Origin of the sequence: Acinetobacter minutum (assembly GCF_035916735.1) — a bacterium.
In the GTDB taxonomy this organism is placed as follows: domain Bacteria; phylum Pseudomonadota; class Gammaproteobacteria; order Pseudomonadales; family Moraxellaceae; genus Acinetobacter.
In genome coordinates this window covers 107,516-134,493 of sequence record NZ_JAQIHG010000002.1, presented here as the reverse complement: position 1 = coordinate 134,493, position 26,978 = coordinate 107,516, and the positions used below count along the sequence as shown (strand labels likewise).

The window sequence follows — 26,978 nt, the reverse complement described above, 5'->3', positions numbered from 1 at the left end:
AAGTTAATAAGCGGGTGGACAAGGCAGGGTGTCATCTTCTTCGGCAAAATATTTTGCCTCCATCAGCATCTGCACTTTTTGTGTCGGGAGTTTTTGCTGGCCCAGCACTTCATACTGATTGAGCAAGACGCTGACCTCCTGCTCCTGCATCGGGATTCCTTCACAGGTCATAAACATGGCAATCACTTTATGGTCGATTTTCGCTGAATCGAGCGCTTGCAGGATTTTCATGTTCTCGACTCGGACAATATGCTCTTTTAGATACATGTTGCACCTCTTTTGTTTGTGCCGAAACTTATCAATATAGTGCGCTTCAGCGTTCAGAAGGCAAGCCAGGTCGGTGGCATAACTGTAAGGGTATTGAAAAGATAGGTGTATTAGGCGGTATTTTGGAAAATACTGCGTAGTTTATGTGTTGATTGGTATGAGTTAGGCGAATTTTTATTTTAAATTGTATAAAATAACAGCAACCTCACATGGGAAATTGAGGAGCATAAACATGATGGAATTACTCAGGCAATGGGCACGAGGCCTCAAACGGGATGCTGTCACCATCTGGTTGGTGGCACGGGATCCTCGCACGCCCCGCTTTGCGAAATTCCTGGCGCTGTTTGTAGCGGCTTATGCCTTTTCCCCAATTGACTTGATTCCTGACTTTATTCCTGTTTTAGGCTATCTGGATGATCTGATTATTGTACCTTTGGGGATTTGGTGGGTGATGCGTCTGATTCCCGAGTCCCTGCTAGAAGAAAACCGCCAGCGTGCCGAAGCCATGGAATTTGACTATTCCAGTCGTTGGGCTGCTGTGATTATTTTATCGATCTGGGTCATCCTTTTGATTTTTTTGGTCAAGATTTTATCGACTGATCTCCTGATGAAGCCGCATTATTGGTTGAAATAACTCCCACTGCACATCATTCTGATTGAAAAATCATACAGACAGGCCTATATACATAAACATCCATGACGTAATTCGAGGATGGTGTCAGGTCGTTTGCCCATACCATCCCTAAAAAATATGACAATCATCTCAATTGAGATGAGAATAATCAGGACCCTCTATGAATATCGCGGCAAATCCCTCTGTGCAGACTGATCAAACAGTGTATTTAAAAGACTATCAGAAACCTGTTTTTCTGGTGGATTCGGTTGATTTAAATATTCGGGTGTTTGATCAGCAGACCCTTGTTGATGCAACGCTGATCATGCAACGTCAAACCGCGGGTGATCTAGTCTTGCTGGGCCGTGATCTGGAACTGAAAACGTTGAAACTGAATGGCCAGTTGCTGAGCGCAGCCGATTACCAGCTGGACAATGAACAACTGGTCATTTTCAATGCACCCGATCATGCCGTGATTGAAACTCAGGTGGTAATTCATCCGGAAAGCAATACCCAGCTCGAAGGCTTGTATCAGGCCGGTGATCTATTTGTGACCCAGAACGAACCGGAAGGTTTCCGTAAAATTACCTTCTATCCAGACCGTCCGGATGTTTTGTCTGTGTTTACCACGCGTGTCGAAGCCGACAAAAAATATCCTGTCTTGCTGGCCAATGGTAATCTGCTGGAAACAGGTGAAGCCGGAGAAGACCGTCATTATGCGATTTGGCAAGACCCAACCAAAAAGCCGAGCTACCTATTTGCCTGCGTGGTGGGCGATCTTGCGGTTTTAAAAGACCGTTATGTGACCTCGGAAGGCCGTGATGTGTCACTGGAAATTTATGCGATTGAAAAAGACATTCCAAAATGCCACATCGCGATGGAAGCCTTAAAACATTCCATGCGTTGGGACGAAGAACATTATGGCCGTGCCTATGACCTCGACAATTACATGATCGTGGCGGTCAGCCAGTTCAATATGGGGGCGATGGAAAACAAAGGCCTGAATATTTTCAATACTTCCTGTGTTCTGGCCGATGAAGAATATACCACCGATGCGGCGATCATGCGTGTGCAATCGGTGATCGCGCATGAATATTTCCATAACTGGACCGGTAACCGTATTACCTGCCGTGACTGGTTCCAGTTGTGTTTAAAAGAAGGCCTGACCGTCTTCCGTGATCAGTCATTCTCGGAAGATTTGCAATCGGCTGCGGTACAACGGATTGATGATGTCGCCGTGCTGAAATCACATCAATTCCCTGAAGATGCTGGCCCGTTATCGCATCCGCCGCGTCCCGATCATTTTGTCGAAATCAACAACTTCTATACGGCCACCGTGTATGAAAAAGGTGCGGAAATCAACCGCATGATGGCGACCCTGCTCGGCAAAGAGAAGTTCCGTCAGGGCACCGATGAATATTTCCGCCGTCATGATGGTCAGGCGGTGACCGTTGAAGACTGGATCGCTGCTTTGACCGCCGGCTCAGGTGTGGATTTATCTGCTTTCCTGCACTGGTATAACCAGCCAGGTACACCAAAGCTCGAAGCACAAGGTGAGTATGATGCACAGGCCCAAACCTACCGTTTGCGGTTTAAACAAAGCCTGAAAGCACATGGCAAATATCCAGCTTTGCAAGCTGTGCCGATTCCAGTGGCCCTGGCACTGTTCAATGCTGTAACCGGTGAACAATATCAGCTGAATAGTGCGGATCTATTTGAAAGTGGCGTAAAAGACGGCGTATATCTGTTTGATCAAGCAGAGGCGAGCATTACTTTTAGCGGCATTACCGCCAAACCTATCGTGTCCTTGTTACGCAATTTCTCAGCGCCGGTCAATCTGGAGTTCGATGCGTCCAATGAAGAACTGGCCTTCCTGATCCAGCATGAAACCAATGGCTTTAACCAGTGGCAGGCGACACAAACCCTGCTAGAGCGTATTCTTCTGGAAGATCATACGGTCGAGAGCTACATCGATGCGATGCGTCATACCTTGCCGGCATTGGTCAGCAAAGATCCGCTGTTGGCTTCGCGTTTGCTGGATGTGCCAAGTGAGAACTATCTCGGTAGCCGGATTGATCAAGATTACAGTCCTGTACTAGTTCAGGAAAAACGTAATGCGTTGCTCGATACGCTGGCACGTGAACTGGGCGATTTCTGGAAAGAGATTTATCAGGCACTGAATCCGGAATTACAAAACGAGTTTTCGCAGGCGATGGGCGAGCGTGCACTAAAAAACATTATGTTGAGCATGATCGCACGTCAAGGAGATGAACTGGCATTCGAATGGGCAGACCAGCAATACCAGAGCACTCGCAATATGTCAGAACGTCTGGGTGCTTTACGTGTGCTAGTTTGGAATGATGCACCACAAGCGCAAGCGGCCTTGCAGGATTTCTATCAGCGTTTTAATGATGAAGCGTTGGCACTAGATCAATGGTTCATGGTACAAGCTGCGCATCCAAAAGCCACTGAGGAAACTTTACGTTATCTCACCAGTCATCCTGATTATGATTTGGGAACACCGAACCGCATTCGTTCGGTGAGTGGGGGGCTTAACCTCAATCCGGTGAATACCTGGAGTTTTGGCGTGCAGCATTTTGTCGAGCTGGCCAAATATCTGGATGAGAAAAATCCGATTGTGGGTTCACGCCTGTTACAGGTGCTGTCACGTTGGTACACCTTGGCTGAACCGCATCGCACGGAGGTGAAGCAGGCGCTTGAAGCCTTGCAACCTCAGGTGAAATCCAAAAATGTGGCAGAAACGCTGAACAGCATGTTAGCGGTCTAATCTGCCAGAAGTTGTCTGTTAGAGCACTATTTTCCCTGAATTTTTAGGGGAAATAGTGCTTTTTTATTGATAAATCCTGCTCATATCCATCAGATGGATTCACTGCAGGTTTTTCGAGCCGAGGGTTGATGACCAAAAATAAACCTGATTCGCGAATATATCGGGAATGTGTAGGGATGTGAGGATTGTGTTAACAACGTCACACTTAAAAGCAAGGATTCCTTTAAGATCAATCTATTCTGATTTTGCCCATTTTACATTGAAGCAGTCTGTCACAGCCGCATGCTTGGATAATTCCTAGAGATAGGTAGATTAATAACTACAGTCGCTTGTTTAACGGCGTACCTCTACTACTAAAAGGAAGGGCATGGATATGGCTAATCAACAAAATCAACAGGGTGGTCAGCAAGGACAACAGAATCAACAAAATGATCAACAACGTCAACAAAACCAGCAAGGTCAACAAACGGGTCAGCAAAATCAACAGAATCCCCTGTCTAATCAGCAAGGGCAGCAAAACCAGCGTAATCCGATGAATGATCAACAGCATCAACAAACGGGTCAGCAGGGTCAACAAAACCAGCAAAATAACCAGCAACGTCAACAGCATCAGCAAAGTGGGCTACAAGGTCAACAGAACCAACAAAAGGACCAACAACGCCAGCAAAATCAACAAGACGAACAACAACGTCAACAAAACCAAGAAGACTATTGAGTGCAATAGTCAAAGAGCCCTGATGATTCAGGGCTTTTTTATGGGCCGTGCATTGAGAGAGATTCAAACAAAAATCGTGGGTTGATGAGTAATTGGACAGAATATTTCTGAGGCTTAATAATCAGTTCGTTGTTGAGTGGGTTCATTACAGTCTATTCATCAACAAACCTCATGCCATCTCATGTTGAACTAAATATGGGATCGTAGGGAGTATTTCTTTCATTTGAGGTTTAATTTAAGCTTAAAGCCTGGTTTTCGACCGGGCTTTTTTACAGCTTTAAAATAATTAGTGAGAATAAAATGTCATATAAATATGAATATGCGGGCTTTTGGCTACGCGTGGTGGCCGCGCTGATTGACAGTTTCATTATGATTCTGGCCGTTTTGCCAGTGGCATGGATTTTTTATCAGGGGGATTCTGATCTGGTATTTGCAACTGGACTCAGCGAAAGTGCACCAAATTTATTGTTTGATTTTGTGATTAATTACATTTTCCCATTTTTATATAGTGTACTGTTCTGGATTTATCTTGAAGGCACACCGGGCAAGCGTTTGCTGCGCTTGAAAGTGCTGGATGAAAGAACTGGGCATAAACTGAGTTTTGGGCAGGCGGCATTGCGTTATATTGGTTATATTCCATCCACGCTTGTCTTCTTCTTGGGTTTTATCTGGATTGCATTTGATAGTAAAAAGCAGGGCTGGCATGACAAAATCGCCAAAACTGTGGTGGTGCGTGAATTATGAGCGAGGTATGAGGTGCTGCGAAAAAATCTGGCAAGCCCCCTTCGGCATATCGGTCTCTCATTGGCTCTAGTCAGCTTGACAGCGTGTCAGAGTGTGCAATGGAACAGTCAGGTGATTGCGCACGCGTTTAATTTTGCGACCAGCTACCAGCAAAAACGTTTGGATCGTTTTGCACCGGCCACTGTACAGGTACAGAAGAATGTCCTGTATCAGCAGCAACCTGATCTGACCCTGGATATTTATCAGCCCAAGTACGCTCAGCAGTTTTCAACCCGTCCGACGGTGATTTGGCTGCATGGTGGCGGCTGGTTGGCAGGTGCCAAAGACCGGGCACGCGGCTATTTTAAACTGCTCGCTGCTCAGGGATTTAATGTTGTGGCAGTCCAGTACCAGCTGGCTCCGGAGGTAGTTTATCCTACACAACTTCAGCAGATTGATCAGGCACTGAACTTTTTACAACAACATGCTGCCGATTATCAGATTGATCCGCAGCAGTTTTATTTGGCAGGTGATTCAGCTGGAGCTAATTTGGCCAGTCACTATGCGGCATTGGTGAGCAATCCAGCTTTTGCCCAGCAGTCCCAACTGCAGCCTTCAATCCACTCAGCACAAATCAAGGGACTGATTTTACATTGTGGGATTTATGATTTGCATGCCTTTAAGCAAACTGCGCCGGATCAGCTGAAAATTGTCGAATGGACAGTGGAAAATTTGTTGGCTGCCTACACCCGGCAACAACAGGACCAGGCAGACTGGCTCAAAAGCATTTCTCCGACAGAATATCTCAGCGCAAATTATCCACCGGTCTTTATTAGTGGCGGCAATAAGGATTTTCTGACCGAAACACAAGCGATGCCTTTTGTTGCCCAATTACAACAGCATCAGATTCCGGTCGAGCCGGTATTTTATCAGGACTCGAAGGAATGGCTGATTCATGAATATCAATTTATGTTGAATAAAAAAGCCAGCCAGCAAACGTTCTATCGCACCGTTGAGTTTATTCAGCGCCATAGCCGTTTTGATGCGGTAAAAGGATTTACTTAAGTTTTCTGATACGGGGAAAGTCATTTTCCGTGATTGAAAACGCGTGTTTAAAGCGCCAGAGGATGAATCGGTTTCTTGTTCTTTTGCCAGAATGATTGGTCTTGGCAATAGTAATGCAAATCCAGCTGGATTGAGTTCAATAAAAAAGCCAATTCTGTGTATCCATAGAATTGGCCTTGTGGTTGTCAGGTAAATAGTTAAGCTTTGATTTCTTCATCTAGTCCGAAAGACTGGCGTAATAGCGCATGTAACTGTTCACGTGCCTTGATGAAACCATCAATCCCGCTTTGTAACAATTGCGCCGCCATCAGGTCATGCTCTACTTCAGCCTTAAAGCTCTGCTCATCTTGTACCGGACGTTCGATGACAGACGCCTGTTGCGCTGCTGTCACACTGAGGGCGGCTGTTACTTCACGCTGATCCTGTTCCAATTGTTCCAGTAAGGCTGGGGCAATGGTCAGTAGGTCACAACCGGCTAAGCCCAAGACCTGATCAATGCTACGGAAGCTGGCGCCCATCACTTGAGTGTGAATACCTTGTTGTTTGTAATAATTATAGATCTGTTTGACTGATTGTACGCCTGGGTCTTTGTCAATCGGGTAGCTGCTCACATTTTCAGCTTTTTTATACCAATCGAGAATACGACCAACGAAGGGCGAAATCAGGGTGACTTTGGCGTCTGCACAGGCCTGTGCCTGATGTAAACCAAACAATAAGGTGAGGTTGCAATGGATGCCTTCGATTTCCAGCAATCGAGCCGCTTGGATGCCTTCCCAAGTGGAGGCGATTTTGATCAGTACACGCTCTTTGGCAATGCCATAAGATTGATAGAGATGCAGCAGTTCCTTGGCTTTGGCAACAGTGGCCGCAGTGTCATAAGAAAGGCTGGCATCCACTTCAGTCGATACGCGTCCTTCGATTAATTTTAAAATTTCCACCCCGAATTTCACGGTCAGAATATCAATCGCACGTTCGATCAGTTCTCCATTTTCATAATTTTCCGCATGGGCCTGTTCGAACGCCGCCTCAATCAGGGCTTTATTTTCCGGTTGCGCTGCCGCTGCCGTAATCAATGAAGGGTTGGTGGTTGCATCCAAAGGACGGAACTGGCGGATCGCTTCTAAATCGCTACTATCAGCCACCACAGTGGTTAAATTTTTTAATTGGTCGAGTGCAGATAATGTCATTGTTTAGTTCTTGCTTTGAATGTTTCTACATTCAGTTATAACGCATAATTTGCTGCGAACCCAAGGGCTATATAGTAAATCAATTTGTAAAAATGTTATTTTTTCTTTGATTCTGCATCTGATCAATCAAAAAACGAACAATGCCTGCCCATGCATTTGGAATAGGGCAATCTTCATGTTGATGAAGAAGATCATGGAAGCGCCAACAGCTTTAGAGCTCAAGGTGGATGGACAGCGAAGCCGCGTATGCGATGGATCCGTAGCGGAGAAGAAAAAGGGCAATACACCTTGTCACGATGCCTGGGCTGAATCCGCAAGCAGATGTCGATATAAAACAAGCACCCGGTTAGGTGCTTGCTGGTATAAGTAAAAGGATATTTGGCTTATTTTTCAATAATCGCGACGACGCCCTGACCACCGGCGGCACAGATTGAAATGAGCGCACGTCCTGAACCTTTTTGATGCAGGATTTTCGCAGCAGTCGCCAAGATACGTCCACCGGTTGCCGCAAAAGGATGCCCAGCGGCAAGTGAGGAACCATGAATATTTAGTTTGCTGCGGTCAATGGCGCCTAAAGGGGCATCCAGTCCTAGACGTTCTTTACAGAAGATTGGATCTTCCCAGGCTTTAAGCGTCGATAAAACCTGTGAAGCAAAGGCTTCATGGATTTCATAATAGTCAAAATCCTGTAGCGTCAAATTGGCACGTTGTAACATGCGAGGTACTGCATACGCCGGTGCCATGAGTAGGCCTTCTTTTTTACCCACAAAATCAACGGCCGCAGTTTCCGAGAAAGTCAGATAAGCCAACACTTCGTGGCCGTTGGCTTTGGCCCATTCTTCTGAGGCGAGCAGGACACAGGATGCACCGTCCGTCAGTGGCGTCGAGTTGCCTGCGGTCATGGTGGCGGCTTCACCTTTACCAAACACCGGTTTCAGCTTGGCCAGTTTTTCTAGCGTAGAATCAGGGCGCAAATTCTGGTCACGTTCCAGTCCCATAAACGGCGTGATCAGGTCATCAAAGAAACCAGCTTCATAAGCAGCCGCCAGTTTCTGATGGCTGGCAGCCGCTAGTTCATCCTGTGCTTCACGGGAAATTCCCCATTCCAGCGCAGTAATGGCCTGATGCTCACCCATGGAAAGACCTGTACGTGGTTCACCGTTGCGAGGAGCATCCATCAGTTTTTTTAGATTGAGTTTGCTGAGTGCCTGAATCCGTTCTTTAGCCGTTTTAGCCACATTCAGCTGTAACAGAACCTTCCGCAGACCATCACCCAAAGCCAAAGGTGCATCCGACGTAGTATCAACCCCTCCGGCAATGCCGACCTCAATCTGGCCGAGCGCAATTTTATTGGCGACCAGAAAAGCTGCTTGCAAACCAGTTCCACAAGCCTGTTGCAAATCATAAGCGGGGGTTTCGGCAGCCAGTTCGGTATCCAGCACACATTCGCGGGTCATATTAAAATCACGGCTATGCTTGAGCACGGCACCGGCCACTACTTCACCGAGACGATGCCCCTGCAAATTAAACCGTTCAACCAGACCATTCAGTGCTGCAGTCAGCATGTCACTATTCGATGCAGTGAAATATGGACCATTAGAACGGGCGAAAGGAATACGGTTACCCCCCAGAATGGCAACGCGACGAATGGTAGTTTGACTCATATTTGTATCCTGTGATGATGTTTGTTGTGCTTGAGGTGAATTTATTGTTTTTGGGCTACTTGTTTTAGGTCTTGGAGTACGTTTGCGTGCGGGCGTGACCGCTGTAGTCGTTACCTCTGTGTACTGATCACTGTTCTTGCTGCGGCGGCTGCGTTTTGGCCGATCTGACAATGGTTGTTGTGTGCTGATAGTGGGTACTGAATTCTCGGGTGTTGTTTTGCTCATAAAGCTTTTCCAAGCATGTTTGAGGTTATTATTGCCGCTTACCATAACATACTTTGGCGGCAGCAGAATTGACTTCACTGACAGTGCGTGTAGTGTTTAGGTCAAGATATCGTGAATGTAACTCCAGTATCATGAATGATCTTATATGATAGATCTATTGGGGTAACCTAGGCTCAGCTCAGTCGAACATCACCTCGCAATATAAGATCTGACAGTACTTTCTTGCCAATTAGAGATAACAACTATGACCGATCAATATCAAACTTTTGCAAGATCCACGATTGGTAAACTGGTAATCCGCAATCTGGGATTGCCAGCACCGACATTCCTTGAACGATTTGAATCTGCCACACCGGTCATTAAAGGCCCGGTTTTACTGGGTGCGGCACCTGCCGGTCTTTTTTCTGCTGCCATTGCCCAGGTGCTCAGTAATATTCATGCCAACAGTTACAGTGCCAATCATCCTGAATTACAACAAGCTGCTGCAAGCGTGGGGCTAAATCTGGGCTGTTATCAGCCTGAAAACAAAGAACCCCGTTTTAAGGCATTAGTCTTTGATGCTTCGGGTATCCAGAACACGGATCAGCTGAAAGCCCTGTATGCGTTTTTTCATCCGCTGGCCCGTCAGATTCAGGCTTCAGGGCGGGTGATTATTCTGGGATTAACGCCGGAGACGGCACCCAGTGTGCAACAGGCGATTGCACAGCGCGCGATAGAAGGGTTTGTGAAATCACTGGGCAAAGAAGTGAAAAGGGGCATCGCGGTGCAATTGGTCTATGCAGATCCAGCGGCTACTGAAAATCTGGAATCAACCTTGCGCTTCTTGCTTTCGCCACGTTCTGCCTATGTATCTGGACAGGTGATTCGGGTGACAGCAGCAGAAGCTGTAGAACTGGACTGGGCCAAACCGCTCGCCGGTAAAACCGCGGTTGTAACGGGGGCGAGCCGGGGCATTGGTGAAGCGATTGCCCATGTGCTGGCACGCGATGGTGCGCATGTGATCTGTCTGGATGTTCCGGCACAGCAGGCTGATCTGGACCGGGTGGCGAATGAGATTGGTGGATCGACCTTGGCACTAGATATTACCGCAGGCGATGCAGGTGAAAAAATTCAGGCAGCCGCTGCCGAATTCGGGGGGCTGGATATTCTGGTACACAATGCCGGTATTACCCGAGATAAACTGTTGGCCAATATGCAGCCTGAACAATGGGATTTGGTGTTAAACATCAATCTCGCTGCAGCTGAGCGGATTAATGATTATTTGCTAAATCATACCGGATTCAACGCCAATGCGCGGATTGTCTGTGTGTCTTCCATTTCTGGGATTGCGGGCAATATTGGTCAAACCAACTATGCCACGTCAAAAGCCGGAGTCATTGGGTTGGTTAAATATACTGCGCCTGTGTTGAGTAATGGCATCACCATTAATGCTGTTGCACCTGGATTTATTGAAACCCAGATGACCGCCGCCATTCCATTTGCTACGCGTGAAATTGGACGTCGCATGAACTCGATGAACCAAGGGGGATTGCCGGTTGATGTGGCCGAAACCATCGCCTGGTTTGCCAGTCCTGCCTCTGCGGGAGTGAATGGCAATATTGTGCGCGTTTGTGGACAGAGCTTATTAGGCGCATAGGACTTCAAAATAAGAGAACACGCGGGAATCGGTGATTCTCGCTCGTATCATTTCGAGCTTTTAAAAAAAGGACAACCATGAACATTCGCCATTTTGACCAATTGCCTAAACCTTATCTGGCCTATCCAAAAATTATCCAAGGCTTGATCCGTAAAAAAAAGTCAGCACAGCTGGCACTGCCTGAGCTGCAATATGTGGTCGAAAGTTTGCAGATCGATCCGCAACACTTGCAGGATTACCAGGAAATTTGTGGTTTTGCTCAGGATGAATCCGTGCCGGCGATTTACCTGGCGGTTTTGGCGCAAAGCTTGCAAATGCACATGATGACCCAGGAAGATTTTCCATTTGCGGTGTTAGGTTTGGTGCATATCCACAATCAGATTAGCCAGAAACGTAAGATCAATCGGCATGAAAGCCTAAGCCTGTCCTGTGAATTTGCCGAATCTCGGCCGCATGACAAAGGCATCGAATTCGATTTTAAAATTACCGCGAAAGTGGCTGAAGAAATCGTGATGCAGGGCGTGAGTACCTATCTGTCGCGACAAAAACAGCATGCTACAGGGTCAATACAAAAGAAAGCCGATACCGTTCAACCAGATTATGTACTGCAAGAACAATGGTCAGTTGCAGAAAATACCGGACGCCGTTATGCCCTGATCTCTAGGGATTTCAACCTGATTCATTTGCATGCGTTTACCGCCAAAGCCTTTGGTTTTAAGCGTGCCATTGCTCACGGGATGTGGAGCAAAGCGCGTGCATTGGCCAGCCTTGCTTTACCGGATACCTATCAGGCCGAAGTTACTTTTAAATTGCCGATGTATTTACCGTCAACAGTTGAGCTTATGACCTGCCAGCAAGGGCAACAAACGGACTTTTTAATCCGTAATGCTCAATCGAAAAAGCCGCATATGACCGGTGTATTGCAAGCCTTGTGAGCTGTATTGTACCGAATGCCCTGACAGCTGGTCGGGGCTTTTTCATCCAACTCTAAAGCTCAATGGTCTATTCTTTGGGTCGAAAACGGGGATGATGTAACATCTGTCTGCTCCCCATCATGGGCTGGATCTGAGCAAATCCATCTATGGGATGCATCCCTATTCAATTTGCTGACAATAAAAGACAAAGCATTCACTCCACACCTAAAACACAGTATGCTTAGGCCTGTAAAAAGGAGCATCCATGTATCAGGTACTTGCGCGAAAATATCGCCCTCGCAATTTCAATGAACTTGTCGGACAAAATCACGTTTCACGTGCATTGACCAGTGCCTTGGAGCGGGGACGTTTGCATCATGCTTACCTGTTTACCGGGACACGTGGCGTCGGCAAAACCACCATTGCCCGTATCTTGGCCAAATGCCTGAACTGCGAAACTGGAGTTACCTCAACGCCTTGTGAAGTCTGCTCGACCTGTAAGGCGGTGAACGAAGGCCGTTTTATTGACCTGATCGAGATTGATGCTGCCTCAAGAACCAAAGTCGAAGATACACGTGAGCTGCTCGACAACGTACCTTATGCGCCGACGCAAGGTCGTTTCAAGGTTTATTTGATCGACGAAGTGCACATGCTGTCTACGCATTCTTTTAATGCGTTACTGAAAACGCTGGAAGAACCGCCGGAACATGTAAAATTCCTGTTCGCGACCACCGATCCACAAAAGCTGCCGATTACCGTGATTTCACGCTGTCTGCAATTTACTTTGCGTCCGTTGGCGGTTGATGAAATTACTGAGCACTTGACCCAGATTCTGGCCAAAGAGCAGATTGTGGCTGATCAAGATGCGATCTGGCAGATTGCCGAATCAGCGCAAGGTTCCTTACGTGATGCATTGTCGCTGACCGATCAGGCGATTGCCTATGGTCAGGGAGAGGTTCATCATCAGGATGTTAAAGAAATGCTCGGCCTGATTGATCGCAGCATTATTTATGATCTGATTTTGGCGATTCATCAGAACCAGCAGCAGCGGGTTAGCCAGTTGCTCATGCAATTCCGTCAACAAGCGCTCGACGTGTCACTGGTTTTGGATCAGCTGATTTCGACCTTGCATGAGCTGGCCTTGATGCAGTATTTGCCGGATCTCAGTCTGAAATACAGCGAAGAAATCAATAAAAAAATCCGTCAGCTGGCACAGCTGATCTCGGCACAGGATTTACAGCTGTACTACCAGATTGCCTGTAAGGGACGTAGCGAACTGCAACTCGCTGTAACTCAGGAACAGGGTTTTGAGATGTGTGTACTGCGATTGCTGGCATTCAGACCTTTACAACCCAATGAAATGCTGGTCACAGAGCAGAGCACTCAAGCCCCTGTTCCAACCGAAACGGTAACTGCTGAGACAGCACCGGCCCCAGACTCAACAGGCGAAGTAGAGCAAATTGAAGCACCGATCAAGAGTGATGAAAATTTTGCTGATTCCATTCCGCCAACCGTTTCTGAGGGAGTATCCATTCCAGATCAACCACCAGCACAGGTGATCAGTTTTGATCCAGATGCACCAGATGGTTTGATTGACTTTGATGTGATGCCATCTGATCAGAATAATCCACCCGTCTTGGAGCATTCTGCAGTCGCAGAGGACACAGAGGATTTCTGGTTGGCTCCAGAAGCCTTGCAGCCGATTGGACATTCTGAGTCTGCACCTTTGGAGCAGCAAGTACCGCAAGATTTTTCCCCTGTTCAATCTCTAGAAGATCAATCTTCGGCTGTTGAACCTGTCGCTGATTTATTTGCTGCCACACCTAATGTTGTTGAAGCAGAATTGCCGAATACTCATCCGCTGGATCAGCAACCACAAATCGAGACAGAGGTTTCAGTATCTGCATCTAGTTCAGAAAAATCAGAACTGTTACCGCAACAAATCTTGCAGCTCGCTCCACAAGAGCTGAATGGTGAATGGACGGTGGAGAAGTGGGAATACTGGTTTAGAAACAGTGACCTGTCACCGGCCTTGCAAGAACTGGCACAACAGGGTGTAATGAGCGGTGAAATTAATGGAGTATCCGTGTTTCATATCCCGCAGGAATATGAAAACCTGTTATCACAGCAGCAGCAAAGTCTACAAGATGCTTTAGCCGTTCAATGGCCGGAGACTCGCTTTAGCGTGCAGTACGGTACTTTGGAACAAACGACGCCGTACATGATGCAAAATGTGCGTAAAGAGAAAGCCTACCAACGTGCTGCCGAACTGTTGCAACAGGAACCTGCAGTACAGAAGTTGATCGAACTTTTTGATGCTGAAATCCAGAATATTCAACTCAAACCATAAACGCGTGATCCGCTAAGTTTATAGGTGATCAACCCCGTGATCTACAGTATACACAAAGGTAGTGTCATTGGGTTTGCAAGGGTTTCTGGTGTTTTACATAATCTTTACAGATGTTGATTGTGCAGGATAAATTGAAGATTATTCTATGAGCGGTCTATAGGATTCATACGCTAAATCACTTAACATACAGATCTTTCATCATAAACACGTGCTGAGGTTGTTATGTCATCCGCAACGCCCTACAAGGTGTTATGTGTCTGTTTAGGCAATATTTGCCGTTCTCCCACGGCAGAAGTGATCTTAAGGCACTATTGTGATGCACATCAACTGAATGTGCTGGTCGATTCAGCCGGAACCAGTAATTACCATCCGAATAAAGCTCCTGATCCACGCAGTCAGCATCATGCACAAAAACGTGGCTATGATCTCTCCGCCTTGCGAGCACGCCAAATCCAGCTCAACGATTTTGTCGAATTTGACCTGATTTTAGCGATGGATGAACAAAACTTGCTGGATATACAAGCCTTGTTGCAAAGTGCCTTGGTGGAATTTGGACATGCACAGGTGCGTGCCCAGATTGCCTTGATGAGCGAACATGATCCGTACTATCCACAACATGCCTTACCCGATCCGTATTATGGTGGGGAAGACGGCTTTGAGCGGGTACTCGACCAGTGTGAGTCGAGTAGTCTGGCTTGGGTCAATGTTTTAAAATTACACATGCAGCAGCGTAGCTAAAGGTTTTTCACGTGATAAAAATCCAACAAAACGTCCAACTTCAAGCATTTAATACCTTAAATCTGCCTGCTCTCGCATCACACTATTGTCAAATTCACCAGCCTGAAGAGCTGATTCCAGCCCTTACATTCGCCCAGCAACATGATCTGAATGTGTTGGTGCTCTCTGGCGGCAGCAATATGCTGTTGCCAGAAAAAATTCAGGCATTGGTCTTGCATATGGCGATTCATGGCATTGAAGTGACGGCTGAAGATGCACAGACCAAAACCTTGACAGTAGGAGCGGGTGAGGTCTGGCATGATTTTGTCTTGTTTACGACCACACAGCAGTTGTATGGTCTGCAAAATCTGGCGCTTATTCCCGGATTAGTCGGAGCTTCTCCGGTACAAAATATTGGCGCCTATGGCGTAGAAGCGGGCGAATTTATTGAGCATGTTTCGGTGTATGATCGAAATGAGCAGTGTTTTAAACAGATTGCTGCCGCAGATTGTCATTTCAGCTATCGGCATAGTATTTTTAAAGATGAACCGAACCGTTATATCATCACCCAGGTTAGCTTTAAATTATTAAAAAACCCAAGCTTTAAACTGAATTATGGCGATTTAAAACAGGCCGTTGGAGAAAATCTCAGCGCAGAGAATCTGCAACAGCAGGTGATCCAAATTCGTCAAAGCAAACTACCTGATCCGAAAGAATATCCGAATGTCGGCAGTTTCTTTAAAAATCCGGTAATTACTGCGGTAGCGTATGAACGTTTGGCTTGCCAATTTCCGAATCTGTCTCATTATCCACAGCCGAATGGCGATGTGAAAATTGCCGCGGGTTGGCTGATTGATCAGGCGGGCTGGAAAGGAAAACGTTTAGGAGCAGTGGGCATGTTCCATAAACAGGCCTTGGTTTTAGTCAATTATGGTCAGGCGACGCTGGCTGATGTACAGGCGACCTATCATGCGGTTCAGCAGGACGTGCTACAGAAATTTAACATTCACCTCGAGCCTGAGCCCGTACTCTTTAATCAGATGGGTTTAATTCAGTCGCATACGGGATAAACGCAATGTCAAAAGCGCCGAGAATGGTTCGATTGGTCCGAATGGTTGCCGTATTGTTCGGGCTCTTGGGCGTATTGATGCTGTTTATCTATTCTCCGTTTTATTCCCAACTTGTGGTAAAACTGCTCAATAGTTTTGTACCGGTTGAAGTCGACCAAGTGGCCGCAAAAAGTCAACAGATGGCCGCTCTAAGCGAGCATGATACGCTGGAACCTGGTTCAAATTTATGGATTGCCCGACAAGCTTATCTGGAGCTGATGGAGCAAGCCATGCAGAGCGAAAAAGCGGAAGATCTGATGGTGCTACAGCAGCGTTACAAAGCCTTGCAACAGATCATTCAGGAACAGCAAGCCGAACGTAACGATGAAGATGAGCCCAATATTCCGCTGTTGCAAGACAAGGACCAACAAGAGGCTTCGTCAGAAGAAAATGATCCTGCACAGGCGATGCGTGAACTGATGCAGCTCGACAGTCGTGAAAATCAGGCCTTGATGAAACGTTACCTGAAATTTTTACGTACGCATCCTGTTGAAGCCATTTCTGAACCAGTTGTCGATCCGGAATTGCAACAGGAAATTGCCCTTCTGCAGAATCAGAATAGCCAGAAACAGGAAAAACCGGTTCTCTCACAACCTTATGCAATTGTGGTTTTGGGTGGAGGCTTAACACTGGCAGCAAACCAGAAAGATATCGTGGTGAATAACTATACCCGCTTACGTCTGGAAAAAACCCTAGAAGTTGAACGGAAAAACCAGCTGCCGATCGTATTGAGTGGTGTGGAAGCACCTTTTATGCAGGCTTGGTTGAAAGAACGTCATGTGGATGCCAAACTGCTGGAAAACCGCAGCATGAATACCTGTGAAAATAGCCGGTTTAGTTCGCTATTGTTACAGAAAAAAGGCGGAGCACCGACCGTCATCCTGATCACTGACCGCTATCATATGCCACGTACACGCCGTTTGTTTGCCTTGAATGGCATTGAAACGATTCCTGTGGAAGCACCAATGCCAACTCAATTGACACGCTGGCGTCCAAGTGAGCAGAATTATGATCATAGCCGTCGCGCCAATTATGAATTACTGGCTACGATTCGGGATGTGCTGTTTGGCTCAAGTGATTGCCGGGAGGTACCTTAAATGTCGGATATTCCATTTTTAAATCCGAGTGTCCTCAAACAGCTCGATTTACCTATTCCAAGCCGTGAAATTACCTCCCAGCTTTTGGAGCCGCTGAATCTGAATCGGCCTTATCAGCCTTCGGTGGAGATTCAGGCTTACCGCCATCTATATGGTTTACAGTTGCTGGACTGCGAACATTGGCAAGGTTATGTGCAAATGCCGTTGTTTCGGTTGCACGTACAAGTATTTCAGCCGAAAACAGAAAAAATTTCAGGTACAGTTTGTTTATTGCATGGCTATTTGGAACATAGTGGTATCTATCAGCCGATGATTCAGGAATTACTGGAGCAGGGCTTTAGTGTTCTTACCTATGATCTGCCTGGGCATGGTTTGAGTGACGGTTCACCTGCCAGTATCCAAAGCTTTGATCACTATCAGCAGGTGCTACAGGCAGTTCATCATTATGTGAAACATGCCGATCAGTTACCTCAACCTTGGCTGGGCATCGGACAGAGTACCGGCGGAGCGATCTGGATGCATCATTTGCTGGAGTATGCCGAGAAACGCCAGAATCCAATTGTCGGACGTGTGTTGCTGCTTTCACCATTGATTCGTCCGGCCAAAACTGCCTGGTGGCATAACTCGATTGGTTTGGGCATTATCCGTCGTATCCGGCGTCAGGTACCACGGCATTTTCGCCGTAATAATCACAATCCGGAATTTTTACGTTTTATTCGTCTGAAAGATCCATTACAGCCGCGCATGATGGGCATGGATTGGATTTTGGCCATGTCAAAATGGATGTTGGAAATGGAGCGCCGGCCCGCGTGCCGCATCCCGGTCTGGATGGCACAAGGCGCCTTGGATGAAACGGTGGATTGGCGTTACAACATTGAATTTATCCGCACCAAGTTCCGTCTGCAGACCTTATTGATGCTCGAAGAAGGCTCGCACCAACTGATCAATGAACGTGCTGATATTCGTGCGGCACTGACGGGACTGATTCCGGCATTTTTACATGCCAAACAGTATGGCAATTATTATTAATTCAGGCCGGGTTGATTGGGCTTAAAAAAATCCCGAAGCTTGCTTCGGGATTTTTTGATTGAGAAAAATTATTCTTCGTCAGGTGGTAATAGCATCAAGATCGAATCACTGAGTAGCTGGGCCACATCTTCTAGTTCGGTTTCACTGAAACTTGCATCGAGGCTTAAGGTTTCACCATCTGCCAGACGTTTTAGGCGTGCTTCAAACTCGACATCAATACAAATGCCTTCACCATTTGCCCAGAACAGTAACTGTTCGTCTTCAAAGCTGTAAAGTAGTCTTGAAGCTGGCTCTAGCATAAGCTTGTAGCCTTGATCCAGAATTTCCGCCAGATCACCTGCAGCAATTTCATCCGCTTCAGGAATATTATCCGGATACTTTGGTTCAGACATCAGGCTCATGATGGCGTCATCAATTTCCGGCGCATTGTTCAGATAGTTAAGTAAGGTGGTTTTTAAATAATCCAGTTCTGTACGGGTCATTTCACCGATCGGTGTGGCCTGATTGCGCAGAATATCACTCAGCGGATTTTTCAGTAGGGCATTGTCGGCAAATTTATCGCTGACCCGATCCATCATCGTCGCGACATTCGGCATGCGGAAACCAAAAGAGAAGGTTAGGCAGTCATTTTCTGCGACACCATAGTGTGCCAGACCTGGGGGTACATACAGTAGATCACCTGGATTCAGTACTTCATCAAAATGAACGTCCATATCAGGCAGCAGCTTCAATGGCTGTTTCGGTACAAAGTCGGTGTCTGCATCGCACATCTGGCCGAGCTGCCAGCGACGTTGGCCATAGCCTTGTACCAGAAAAACATCATAAAAGTCGAAATGCTTGCCGACTGAACCGCCTTTTGGTGCATAAGACACCATGATGTCATCGCGGCGCCATTGTGGAATAAAGGGGAATTTTTTCCATAATTCAGCAAGGTCTAAAGAATAATGATCTACCGCTTGAACCAACAGGGTCCACAGTTTTGGCAGTTTCTGGAAATCGCCTTTGATCAGAGGAGAGGATTTTACCGACCACTGGTTTGGATCTTTGTCTTTTTGTCTGATTAAACGTGCGCTGACATGTTCTTCAAGTGCCAGTTCCATCACATCGGCCGGTTCAAGAATCCCAGCGATTTCAGGCATGGCATTACGGACCAGTAACGGTTTTTTTTGCCAATATTCAGCCAGAAACTGTTCAGCTGTGATGCTACCCAGAACATCAAGAGGTTGTGACATGGATATTCCCTATAGAGTTTATGAATTACGGAATTTGGAGGCCAAGCTGGCGCAAAATGTTGCACAGTTGAATCATCGGCAGACCCATCAATGTGGTCTGATCGGCTCCGTTCATTTGTTGAAACAGGCTGATGCCGAGACTTTCACATTTAAAACTGCCCGCACAGTGTAACGGTTGATCCAGTGCTACATATCGTTCAATTTCAGCTAGTGAAAGGGAACGGAATTGTACCGAAAAATGTTCGACCAGAGTTTGTGCAAATCCACTGGACTGTTGCTGCACACTCAGCGCCGTACTGAAATACACCGTCTTGCCGGAATTGGCCTGTAGCTGCGCAATTGCATTGGCAACGCTCAGTGGTTTGCCAATAAATACATCGGGTTGATGTTCACGCCAAGCCACCTGATCAGATCCGATGACAATCGCCTCAGGATGAGCATTTGCAATGACCTGCGCCTTTTGAAAGGCCAGACGTTTAGCCAGATCATCCGCATGATTTTCACCCTGAGCAGACTCATCAATTTCGGGAGCAACGCAACGGTAAGGCAATTGCAAACGATCCATCAATGCCCGGCGTGTGCTGCTACTGGAGGCCAGAATAATTTCGTGCATCAGACAGCAAAATCCATTAGTACATCGAGCGGAACATAGCTTAGGACTGTCTGATGGCAGGCCTGGATTTTCACGGGAGGTGCAACACCGGCCTGATAGGCTTCAACCCAGCGTGTGACGCAGATGCACCAGAAATCTCCAGGAGCCAGACCCGGAAAATCAATCTCCGGTAATGGAGTAATCAGATCATTGCCGGCCTTTTGCGAGAAGTTCAGGAATTCAGACGTCATCTGCGCACAAACGGTGTGCTGGCCGAGATCGGTCGGTGCAGTATGGCAAAAACCGTTGCGGAAATAGCCGGTAATCGGGTCAAAACAACAGCTTGCGAGAGGTTCACCAAGTACGTTGAGACGGTTCAATTCTGGTTTTGGATGAATAGACATAAATTCATATACAAGTCTTTTTGGCTATCATAATCAAATCTTCTACTTTAGGCAGCTTTTTGCAAAAGAAACTAACCTTTTTTAGGAGAATCATTTAAAATCGGGCCGTTTTCAAATCTATAAAGAGAGCATTACATGAACTTTCAGCGTATGACTGACCTTGATTTGGCTGGTAAGCGTGTCCTTATTCGTGAAGACCTTAACGTGCCAGTTAAAAATGGTGTGATTACCAGTGATGCACGTTTACGTGCCGCTTTACCCACCATCAAAGCAGCATTGGCACAAGGCGCTGCAGTGATGGTGTTCTCACACTTGGGTCGTCCAGTTGAAGGTGAACCAAAACCTGAACAATCACTTGCACCTGTTGCTGCTTACTTGACTGAAGCCTTGGGTCAGGACGTGAAATTGTTTACAGACTATCTTAATGGTGTAGACGTTCAGCCTGGTCAAGTCGTGTTGTTGGAAAACGTGCGTTTCAACCCAGGTGAAAAGAAAAACAATCCTGAATTGGCACAAAAATATGCAGCACTGTGCGACGTGTTTGTGATGGATGCGTTTGGTACTGCTCACCGTGCTGAAGCGTCTACTGAAGGCGTGGCTCGTTTTGCCAAAGTCGCAGCAGCGGGTCCATTGCTTGCAGCTGAGCTAGATGCCCTCGGCCGTGCTTTGAAAACACCAGAAAAACCAATGGTGGCGATTGTGGCAGGTTCTAAAGTGTCGACCAAACTCGATGTTTTGACCTCACTTTCAACCATTTGTGACCAGCTGATTGTGGGTGGTGGTATCGCCAATACCTTCCTTGCAGCGGCGGGTTACAATGTCGGTAAATCTTTATACGAAGCTGATCTGGTCGACACAGCAAAACAAATTGCAGCGAAAGTTTCTGTACCATTACCAACAGATGTTGTGGTTGCAGATGCCGCTGAAATCAATTTTGAAGATTTCTTGGGTTCATTGGCGAATGCGAAAGCCGTGATCAAGAATGTGGCCGATGTGTCTGAAAATGACATGATTCTGGATGTAGGTCCAGAAACTGCACAAGCTTTTGCAGAAATTTTGAAAACTTCAAAAACTATTTTGTGGAATGGCCCAGTAGGTGTCTTTGAAGTGGATCAATTCGGTGAGGGTACTAAAGCACTTTCTCTCGCGATTGCTGAATCAGAAGGTTTCTCAATTGCAGGGGGCGGGGATACTTTAGCTGCGATTGATAAATATGACGTGGCTAACAAGATTGGCTATATCTCTACCGGTGGTGGAGCTTTCCTCGAGTTTGTCGAAGGTAAAACTCTTCCGGCTGTAGCCGTTTTGCTTGAACGCGCTTAATTGCTCTAAGCGATTGAAAATAGGCTGATTTGAATCAGCCTATTTTTTTATGGTCTGGTCACAAAAATGTCATATGTATGAAATACAATTGTCATCAATAAATCACCTGTTGTGGGAAAATGTGATGAAGTTAAAACTTACACTAGCAGCTTTATTGATCGCGCCATTGGCTTTAACTGCTTGTTCTAAGAAAGAAGAAGCGCCTGCGGCTGAACAAACTCAAACAGCTGCACCAGCTGATGAAAAAGTGACCCCAGAGCAACAAGCGGCAATCGATGCGATCGATAAGCCAGTGATGGATGAAAAAAATACTGACCTGACTGCTGAAGAAGCCAATGCGCCAGCAGAAGTTGCGACTCCAGCTGATGAAAAAGATGCTGCTGCGATTAGCGCCATCAAATAAAACTCAATAATTGTTTGAGTTTTATTAAAAAACCCCGCAACTGCGGGGTTTTTTAATAAATCCTGTGATTTGTTGCTGAATTGAAATAAATGACAAGGTAGAATATGCCGCATTACCTGGGAGGATATTATGGCTCTTATCTCAATGCGCCAGCTCTTGGATCACGCTGCAGAACATCACTACGGCGTACCAGCTTTTAACGTAAACAACTTAGAACAAATGCGCGCAATCATGTTAGCTGCGGATGCAACTAACTCACCTGTTATTGTTCAAGCATCAGCAGGTGCCCGTAAATACGCAGGTGCTCCATTCTTACGCCACTTGATTGAAGCGGCAATTGAAGAATGGCCACACATTCCAGTGGTGATGCATCAAGACCACGGTACTAGCCCTGACGTATGTCAACGTTCGATCCAGTTGGGCTTTAGCTCAGTCATGATGGATGGTTCTTTGGGTGAAGATGGTAAGACACCAACCTCTTATGAATACAATGTCGATGTGACTCGCCGTGTCGTACAAATGGCACATGCGTGTGGCGTATCTGTAGAAGGTGAGATCGGTTGCCTGGGTTCTCTTGAAACAGGTATGGCCGGTGAAGAAGATGGTGTGGGTGCAGAAGGTGTACTTGACCATTCTCAACTTTTGACTTCTGTTGAAGAAGCACGTAGCTTCGTGGCAGACACCAATGTCGACGCTTTAGCGATTGCGGTAGGCACTTCACACGGTGCGTACAAGTTTACTCGTCCACCTACAGGCGATATCTTGGCGATTGACCGCATTAAAGAAATTCACGCAGCACTCCCAAATACCCATCTTGTGATGCACGGTTCAAGTTCAGTGCCACAAGAATGGCTAGCTGTGATTAACCAGTACGGTGGTGAAATCAAGGAAACTTATGGTGTTCCGGTTGAGCAACTGGTCGAAGCGATCAAGCACGGTGTACGTAAAATCAATATCGACACTGACTTGCGTTTAGCTTCTACAGGTGCAATGCGCCGCTTTATGGCAGAGAATCCAAGCGAATTTGATCCACGTAAATTCTTTGCGAAAACTGTCGATGCAATGAAACAAATCTGTATTGACCGTTATGAAGCGTTTGGTACAGCCGGCAATGCCGACAAGATTCGTCCAATCTCTCTTGAGAAAATGGTCGAACGCTACAAGTAATGGACTTGTAAGCCATTGCGAAAAATGTGAAAGCCCACCTTGAGTGGGCTTTTTCTATGTTTTTGATTTAAAAGAAGCACATCGTTTTATGGAACTCATCTTTGCTGCTGCACTGTGTAGTGTACTGGTCTCAATTTTGCTCAAAGTCTGTAAAACACAGGGTTTCGATACCCTACAGATGATTGCCTGTAACTATATCTCCGCCAGTCTGTTAGCTTATTTCTGGTTTGAACCCGACTTCCAGCATTTATCCGTCGTCGAGACACCATGGTGGTTGATTGTGGCTTTGGGTTTATTATTGCCAGGTGTTTTTGTGGCCTTATCACAAGCATTGCAGAACGCGGGGATTCTGAAGACCGAAATTGCCCAGCGCTTATCAGTCGTGTGGTCATTGTTGGCGGCTTTCCTAATTTTTCAGGAGCAGTTCAACCTGTTCAAACTACTCGGTATTGTTTTAGGAATCGCAGGTGTCTTATTGATTCTGTTGGGTAAAACGACACAACTCATAGATCATGGGGCGAAATATGCAGCGATCCGGCCGTTATTGGTGGTCTGGTTGGGATATGCACTGATTGATGTTCTATTGAAATATACTACCAGTCTAGGACTGCAATTTAGTTTGGCATTGAACTTGATTTTTATCTGTGCCTGGCTGTTTGCGAGCACTTATATTAGCCTAAGCAAAAAGCATCATTGGAACCATCAAAGTATTCTGGCCGGGTTGGGTTTAGGCATCGTGAATTTTGCCAATATCGCCTTGTATGTCAAAGCCCATATGTTGTTTAAAGCTACTCCTGCACTGGTCTTTGCCGGGATGAATCTTCTGGTGGTTTTATCAGGTGTTGGTGCGGGACTGGTATTTTTTAAAGAACGTTTAAGTCTGACGAGTACATTAGGCTTGATCCTGGGGGTGGCAGCGATATTTTGCCTAACCTTTGCCATGTCATTGCCTGCCTGACTACAGATTTACACCAAGTAGGTTTTTAAAAACGCTTTGGGATAGCGAAACAGATCAAGTCGGCTAGACAATCCCAACAGTGTGCCCGGTTTGGTACATAAAGGACAGGCAGGGTAGAACACCACATCATTTTTAAATCTGAACAGATAAATACGCTGACACAGTGGACAGATAAATTTCATTGGGAATTTTGTGTTTAATGCCATTTTAAGATGCTCCTTCTTTTTAGAGTTACGATAGAGCAGTATTATGAAAATAATAAGTCAGCACAAAGGGCGATCCGCCCTTTGCGGTAAGGACATGTTACAGGTGTGTAAAAATTTGTTCAGCAGGCAAACGTGATTTAGGCAGCTGGGCATTAAAATCATTGTCACTGCGATAGCCTAAGGTCATGATGACAGAGCTTTTTAAGCCCTTGCTGGCCAAATCAAACTCAGTATTCAGGATGTTTTCATCAAAGCCACCAATCGGCGTTGCATCAATCCCTTCAATCCCTGCCGCTAGGAGCAGATGACCAAGGGCAATAAAGGTTTGGTTTTCCATCCAGCCTTGCAAATCGCCTTTTTCGTCACGGTAGAAATTCACATAACCGATACGACTGTCTTTTTGGCCTTGCTTGGCTTTTTCATCTTTAAAACGACCGCTCTGCTCATCATTCTGTAACAGGGTATCGAGATAGTCTTCGCTGATATCTGTACGAGTACAGAACACAATGGTATGTGATGAATCTAGTACTTTAGGTGCATTGTAGGCATAACGGCCCACCAGTGATTTTGCAATACGCTGTTTCGCGGCGTCATTGTCTGCCACTAAAAAATGCCACGGCTGGATATTGATAGACGATGGCGTAAAACGGAGGACTTCGAGTAAAGCTTCAAATTGTTGTTGAGGAATTTTTTTCTCTGGATTGTACGCTTTAGTCGTATAACGGCTTTGTGCAATATTGAGTAGATCCATGATTTTTTACCTAATCATCAGGAGAATAATAAAACATGTGTGAAAACCAGCCGTGTGTCAGCTGATTTCGATGAACAGTCTTTCACTTTAAGGATGATAATGCGAATATCGAATAAAGTTGAACTATTTCTTGTACTTTGAAACGATGTGCTTATCAATAAAATCGCTTAAGTCATTGAATCTATCTATTGGTGTTTGGCCTTAAAAAGACGTATAGATAAATCATGCTACGACCGACTCAAAAAGACGATATTTGCGAGGGATTTTTGCTTGGATCATACCAATTATTTTAAGAGAAAATTAAAAACCCAACAGCAGATTGGCTTATGGGTGGGATTGGCGGATGCCTATGGCACCGAAATCGCCGCGAATGCGGGATTTGACTGGCTATTGATCGATGGTGAACATGCACCTAGTGATCTTAGAACCACCTTGTCACAATTGCAAAGTATTGCAGCGTATCCGTCCCAAGCAGTGGTACGTCCACCGATTGGCAGCGTACAGCTGATCAAGCAGCTTTTAGATATTGGTGCACAAACACTGTTGATTCCGATGGTGGAAACTGTGGAACAGGCCGAACTGATGGTGAAAGCGGTACGTTATCCGCCAGAAGGTATCCGTGGGGTTGGAGCCGCATTGGCACGGGCAACCCGTTGGAACAGTATTCCGGACTATTATGCCACTGCGCATGAAAATATCTGTTTGCTGATTCAGATTGAATCGGTCACCGGATTGCAAAATCTGGATGATATTTTAAAAGTGGATGGCATTGATGGTGTTTTTATTGGTGCAGTGGATTTGTCGGCAACGATGGGTTTTCAGGGAGATCCTAACCATCCGGAAGTACAAAAAGCAGTCGTGGATGCCATTCAACGGATTCGTGCAGCGGGTAAGGCGGCAGGAATTTTGTCTACCTCGCATGAGATCACACAAAAATATATTGAACTCGGCACCGAATTTGTCGCGGTGGGTGTTGATACCAGTGTGCTGATGCAATCCTTACGTCAGTTATTGGCCAAATACAAAGAAAATGAGGACGTTTCACCGCCACAAGGTGGCTATTAATTCTGCTGGATGCCATCAGTTTTTAGCGAAGGTCATACTGAGATTAGTATGACCATTTTTTTAACTGTAATGCTGCGGGCTGTTCCGGATCGATCTCCAGAATTTGCGCTTCATGCTCACGCCAATCCCCCAGCACAATACGCTGTTTGTTGACCATGGTATGAATCGCGGGACGATGGGTATGGCCATGAATGAGCACATCTACATTTTCCAGGGCTGTGGCCACTGCTTGAGGATTGACATCCATCACCTCATAACTTTTGAATTGTTGTGCTGCATGGCTTTTTTTGCGGAAACCGCTAGCCAGTTGGCGACGGAAGCTTAACGGAGTTTTGCGTAATAGGGTAAGTAATAGGGGGTTACGGATAATTTTACGAAAGCGCTGATAGGACACATCATCGGTACACAGCAAGTCGCCGTGTTCAAGACGTATCGTTTGACCAGCGATGTTTAACGTGGTGATTTCGGGCAACAGTTGCCCTTGAAATTTGTTTAAAAACACGTGATGTAAAGCGAAATCACGGTTACCGACCAAGAAAAAAATCTGATTACCCGCTTGAGTAAAGTGTTGTAAAGCCGTAATGATTTCATCTAGCCAGGGTGCAGAATAGTCATCGCCAATCCAGGCATTAAACCAGTCACCCAAAATGTACAGTTGGGTCTGTTGCTGCTGATAGTGTGTCAATAAATCTAAAAACCCTCGAACAAGTCGAGGGTGTTCAGGTGACAAATGTAGATCTGAGATAAACAGATAGGTCACAAAATCACTCGGTATGGA

Annotated in this window: 26 protein-coding genes; 17 read left to right on the top strand and 9 right to left on the bottom strand. The window is 46.2% G+C overall.

What is annotated here, in order from left to right:
- Positions 1 to 3 precede the first annotated feature (3 nt).
- Complete coding sequence (locus PAE54_RS01640) at positions 4 to 267, bottom strand: hypothetical protein (protein ID WP_326518172.1); 264 nt, start codon at positions 265 to 267, stop codon at positions 4 to 6.
- A gap of 232 nt (positions 268 to 499) precedes the next feature.
- Between PAE54_RS01640 and PAE54_RS01635 the strand changes: the two genes are divergently transcribed.
- The 5 genes from PAE54_RS01635 (at position 500) to PAE54_RS01615 (ending at position 6,171) form a co-directional block, all read left to right on the top strand.
- Positions 500 to 901, top strand: a complete 402-nt coding sequence (locus tag PAE54_RS01635) for a YkvA family protein (protein ID WP_326518171.1) — start codon at positions 500 to 502, stop codon at positions 899 to 901.
- 160 nt (positions 902 to 1,061) lie between these two features.
- Complete coding sequence (gene pepN, locus PAE54_RS01630; protein ID WP_326518170.1) at positions 1,062 to 3,668, top strand: aminopeptidase N; 2,607 nt, start codon at positions 1,062 to 1,064, stop codon at positions 3,666 to 3,668.
- A 373-nt stretch (positions 3,669 to 4,041) separates the two neighbouring features.
- Positions 4,042 to 4,383, top strand: a complete 342-nt coding sequence (locus PAE54_RS01625) for a hypothetical protein (protein ID WP_326518169.1) — start codon at positions 4,042 to 4,044, stop codon at positions 4,381 to 4,383.
- Positions 4,384 to 4,683: 300 nt separating this feature from the next.
- Positions 4,684 to 5,127, top strand: a complete 444-nt coding sequence (locus tag PAE54_RS01620) for an RDD family protein (protein WP_326518168.1) — start codon at positions 4,684 to 4,686, stop codon at positions 5,125 to 5,127.
- Between the two features lie 15 nt (positions 5,128 to 5,142).
- Positions 5,143 to 6,171 carry an alpha/beta hydrolase gene (locus PAE54_RS01615; protein ID WP_442784368.1) on the top strand — a complete coding sequence of 343 codons (1,029 nt, stop codon included), beginning with the start codon at positions 5,143 to 5,145 and terminating at the stop codon, positions 6,169 to 6,171.
- A gap of 197 nt (positions 6,172 to 6,368) precedes the next feature.
- Here the strand turns inward: PAE54_RS01615 and tal are convergent, their stop codons facing one another.
- The gene (tal, locus tag PAE54_RS01610) at positions 6,369 to 7,358 is read right to left on the bottom strand and encodes a transaldolase (protein WP_326518166.1); all 990 of its coding nucleotides are present in this window, start codon (positions 7,356 to 7,358) and stop codon (positions 6,369 to 6,371) included.
- A gap of 383 nt (positions 7,359 to 7,741) precedes the next feature.
- Positions 7,742 to 9,247, bottom strand: coding sequence for an acetyl-CoA C-acetyltransferase (locus PAE54_RS01605; protein WP_326518165.1), 1,506 nt, complete (start codon positions 9,245 to 9,247; stop codon positions 7,742 to 7,744).
- Between the two features lie 244 nt (positions 9,248 to 9,491).
- Between PAE54_RS01605 and PAE54_RS01600 the strand changes: the two genes are divergently transcribed.
- The 7 genes from PAE54_RS01600 (at position 9,492) to PAE54_RS01570 (ending at position 18,099) form a co-directional block, all read left to right on the top strand.
- Complete coding sequence (locus PAE54_RS01600) at positions 9,492 to 10,883, top strand: 3-oxoacyl-ACP reductase (protein WP_326518164.1); 1,392 nt, start codon at positions 9,492 to 9,494, stop codon at positions 10,881 to 10,883.
- Positions 10,884 to 10,960: 77 nt separating this feature from the next.
- Complete coding sequence (locus PAE54_RS01595) at positions 10,961 to 11,818, top strand: MaoC family dehydratase (RefSeq protein ID WP_326518163.1); 858 nt, start codon at positions 10,961 to 10,963, stop codon at positions 11,816 to 11,818.
- Positions 11,819 to 12,062: 244 nt separating this feature from the next.
- Complete coding sequence (gene dnaX / locus PAE54_RS01590; protein ID WP_326518162.1) at positions 12,063 to 14,147, top strand: DNA polymerase III subunit gamma/tau; 2,085 nt, start codon at positions 12,063 to 12,065, stop codon at positions 14,145 to 14,147.
- A gap of 222 nt (positions 14,148 to 14,369) precedes the next feature.
- Positions 14,370 to 14,885 (top strand): low molecular weight protein-tyrosine-phosphatase, encoded by a 516-nt coding sequence (locus tag PAE54_RS01585; RefSeq protein ID WP_326518161.1) that lies wholly within the window; start codon positions 14,370 to 14,372, stop codon positions 14,883 to 14,885.
- A 14-nt stretch (positions 14,886 to 14,899) separates the two neighbouring features.
- Positions 14,900 to 15,934 (top strand): UDP-N-acetylmuramate dehydrogenase, encoded by a 1,035-nt coding sequence (gene murB, locus PAE54_RS01580; protein WP_326518217.1) that lies wholly within the window; start codon positions 14,900 to 14,902, stop codon positions 15,932 to 15,934.
- A 5-nt stretch (positions 15,935 to 15,939) separates the two neighbouring features.
- Positions 15,940 to 17,070, top strand: coding sequence for a YdcF family protein (locus tag PAE54_RS01575; RefSeq protein ID WP_326518160.1), 1,131 nt, complete (start codon positions 15,940 to 15,942; stop codon positions 17,068 to 17,070).
- Positions 17,071 to 18,099: an alpha/beta hydrolase gene (locus PAE54_RS01570; protein WP_326518159.1), complete on the top strand. Its 1,029-nt coding sequence runs from the start codon at positions 17,071 to 17,073 to the stop codon at positions 18,097 to 18,099.
- 68 nt (positions 18,100 to 18,167) lie between these two features.
- Here the strand turns inward: PAE54_RS01570 and PAE54_RS01565 are convergent, their stop codons facing one another.
- Genes PAE54_RS01565 through PAE54_RS01555 form a run of 3 tightly spaced genes read right to left on the bottom strand, consistent with a single transcriptional unit; the run spans position 18,168 to position 20,327 of the window.
- Positions 18,168 to 19,331 carry a ribosomal protein uL16 3-hydroxylase gene (locus tag PAE54_RS01565; protein WP_326518158.1) on the bottom strand — a complete coding sequence of 388 codons (1,164 nt, stop codon included), beginning with the start codon at positions 19,329 to 19,331 and terminating at the stop codon, positions 18,168 to 18,170.
- Between the two features lie 25 nt (positions 19,332 to 19,356).
- Positions 19,357 to 19,944 (bottom strand): Maf family protein, encoded by a 588-nt coding sequence (locus tag PAE54_RS01560; protein WP_326518157.1) that lies wholly within the window; start codon positions 19,942 to 19,944, stop codon positions 19,357 to 19,359.
- On the bottom strand, positions 19,944 to 20,327 hold the full coding sequence (locus PAE54_RS01555; RefSeq protein ID WP_326518156.1) for a DUF2237 family protein: 384 nt from the start codon (positions 20,325 to 20,327) through the stop codon (positions 19,944 to 19,946). Before PAE54_RS01555 ends, PAE54_RS01560 begins: the two co-directional genes overlap by 1 nt.
- Before the next feature lie 135 nt (positions 20,328 to 20,462).
- Here PAE54_RS01555 and PAE54_RS01550 point away from each other — a divergent pair, with 135 nt between their 5' ends.
- The 4 genes from PAE54_RS01550 to PAE54_RS01535 all read left to right on the top strand — a co-directional run bounded on the left by PAE54_RS01550 (position 20,463) and on the right by PAE54_RS01535 (position 24,178).
- Positions 20,463 to 21,650 (top strand): phosphoglycerate kinase, encoded by a 1,188-nt coding sequence (locus PAE54_RS01550; protein WP_326518155.1) that lies wholly within the window; start codon positions 20,463 to 20,465, stop codon positions 21,648 to 21,650.
- A 124-nt stretch (positions 21,651 to 21,774) separates the two neighbouring features.
- Positions 21,775 to 22,053 (top strand): hypothetical protein, encoded by a 279-nt coding sequence (locus tag PAE54_RS01545; protein ID WP_273779027.1) that lies wholly within the window; start codon positions 21,775 to 21,777, stop codon positions 22,051 to 22,053.
- A gap of 129 nt (positions 22,054 to 22,182) precedes the next feature.
- On the top strand, positions 22,183 to 23,220 hold the full coding sequence (gene fba / locus PAE54_RS01540) for a class II fructose-bisphosphate aldolase (protein WP_273779029.1): 1,038 nt from the start codon (positions 22,183 to 22,185) through the stop codon (positions 23,218 to 23,220).
- An 88-nt stretch (positions 23,221 to 23,308) separates the two neighbouring features.
- Positions 23,309 to 24,178: an EamA family transporter gene (locus PAE54_RS01535; RefSeq protein WP_326518154.1), complete on the top strand. Its 870-nt coding sequence runs from the start codon at positions 23,309 to 23,311 to the stop codon at positions 24,176 to 24,178.
- A gap of 8 nt (positions 24,179 to 24,186) precedes the next feature.
- Here PAE54_RS01535 and PAE54_RS01530 read toward each other — a convergent pair whose 3' ends face one another.
- A complete protein-coding gene (locus PAE54_RS01530; RefSeq protein ID WP_326518153.1) occupies positions 24,187 to 24,384 on the bottom strand; it encodes a hypothetical protein in 198 nt (65 codons plus the stop codon).
- Positions 24,385 to 24,481: 97 nt separating this feature from the next.
- A complete protein-coding gene (gene nfsB / locus PAE54_RS01525; protein ID WP_326518152.1) occupies positions 24,482 to 25,135 on the bottom strand; it encodes an oxygen-insensitive NAD(P)H nitroreductase in 654 nt (217 codons plus the stop codon).
- A gap of 270 nt (positions 25,136 to 25,405) precedes the next feature.
- On the opposite strand from nfsB, the gene hpaI reads away from it, so the two are divergent.
- Positions 25,406 to 26,200, top strand: a complete 795-nt coding sequence (hpaI, locus tag PAE54_RS01520; RefSeq protein WP_326518151.1) for a 4-hydroxy-2-oxoheptanedioate aldolase — start codon at positions 25,406 to 25,408, stop codon at positions 26,198 to 26,200.
- A 43-nt stretch (positions 26,201 to 26,243) separates the two neighbouring features.
- Here hpaI and PAE54_RS01515 read toward each other — a convergent pair whose 3' ends face one another.
- A complete protein-coding gene (locus PAE54_RS01515) occupies positions 26,244 to 26,960 on the bottom strand; it encodes a UDP-2,3-diacylglucosamine diphosphatase (RefSeq protein WP_326518150.1) in 717 nt (238 codons plus the stop codon).
- Positions 26,961 to 26,978: the final 18 nt, after the last annotated feature.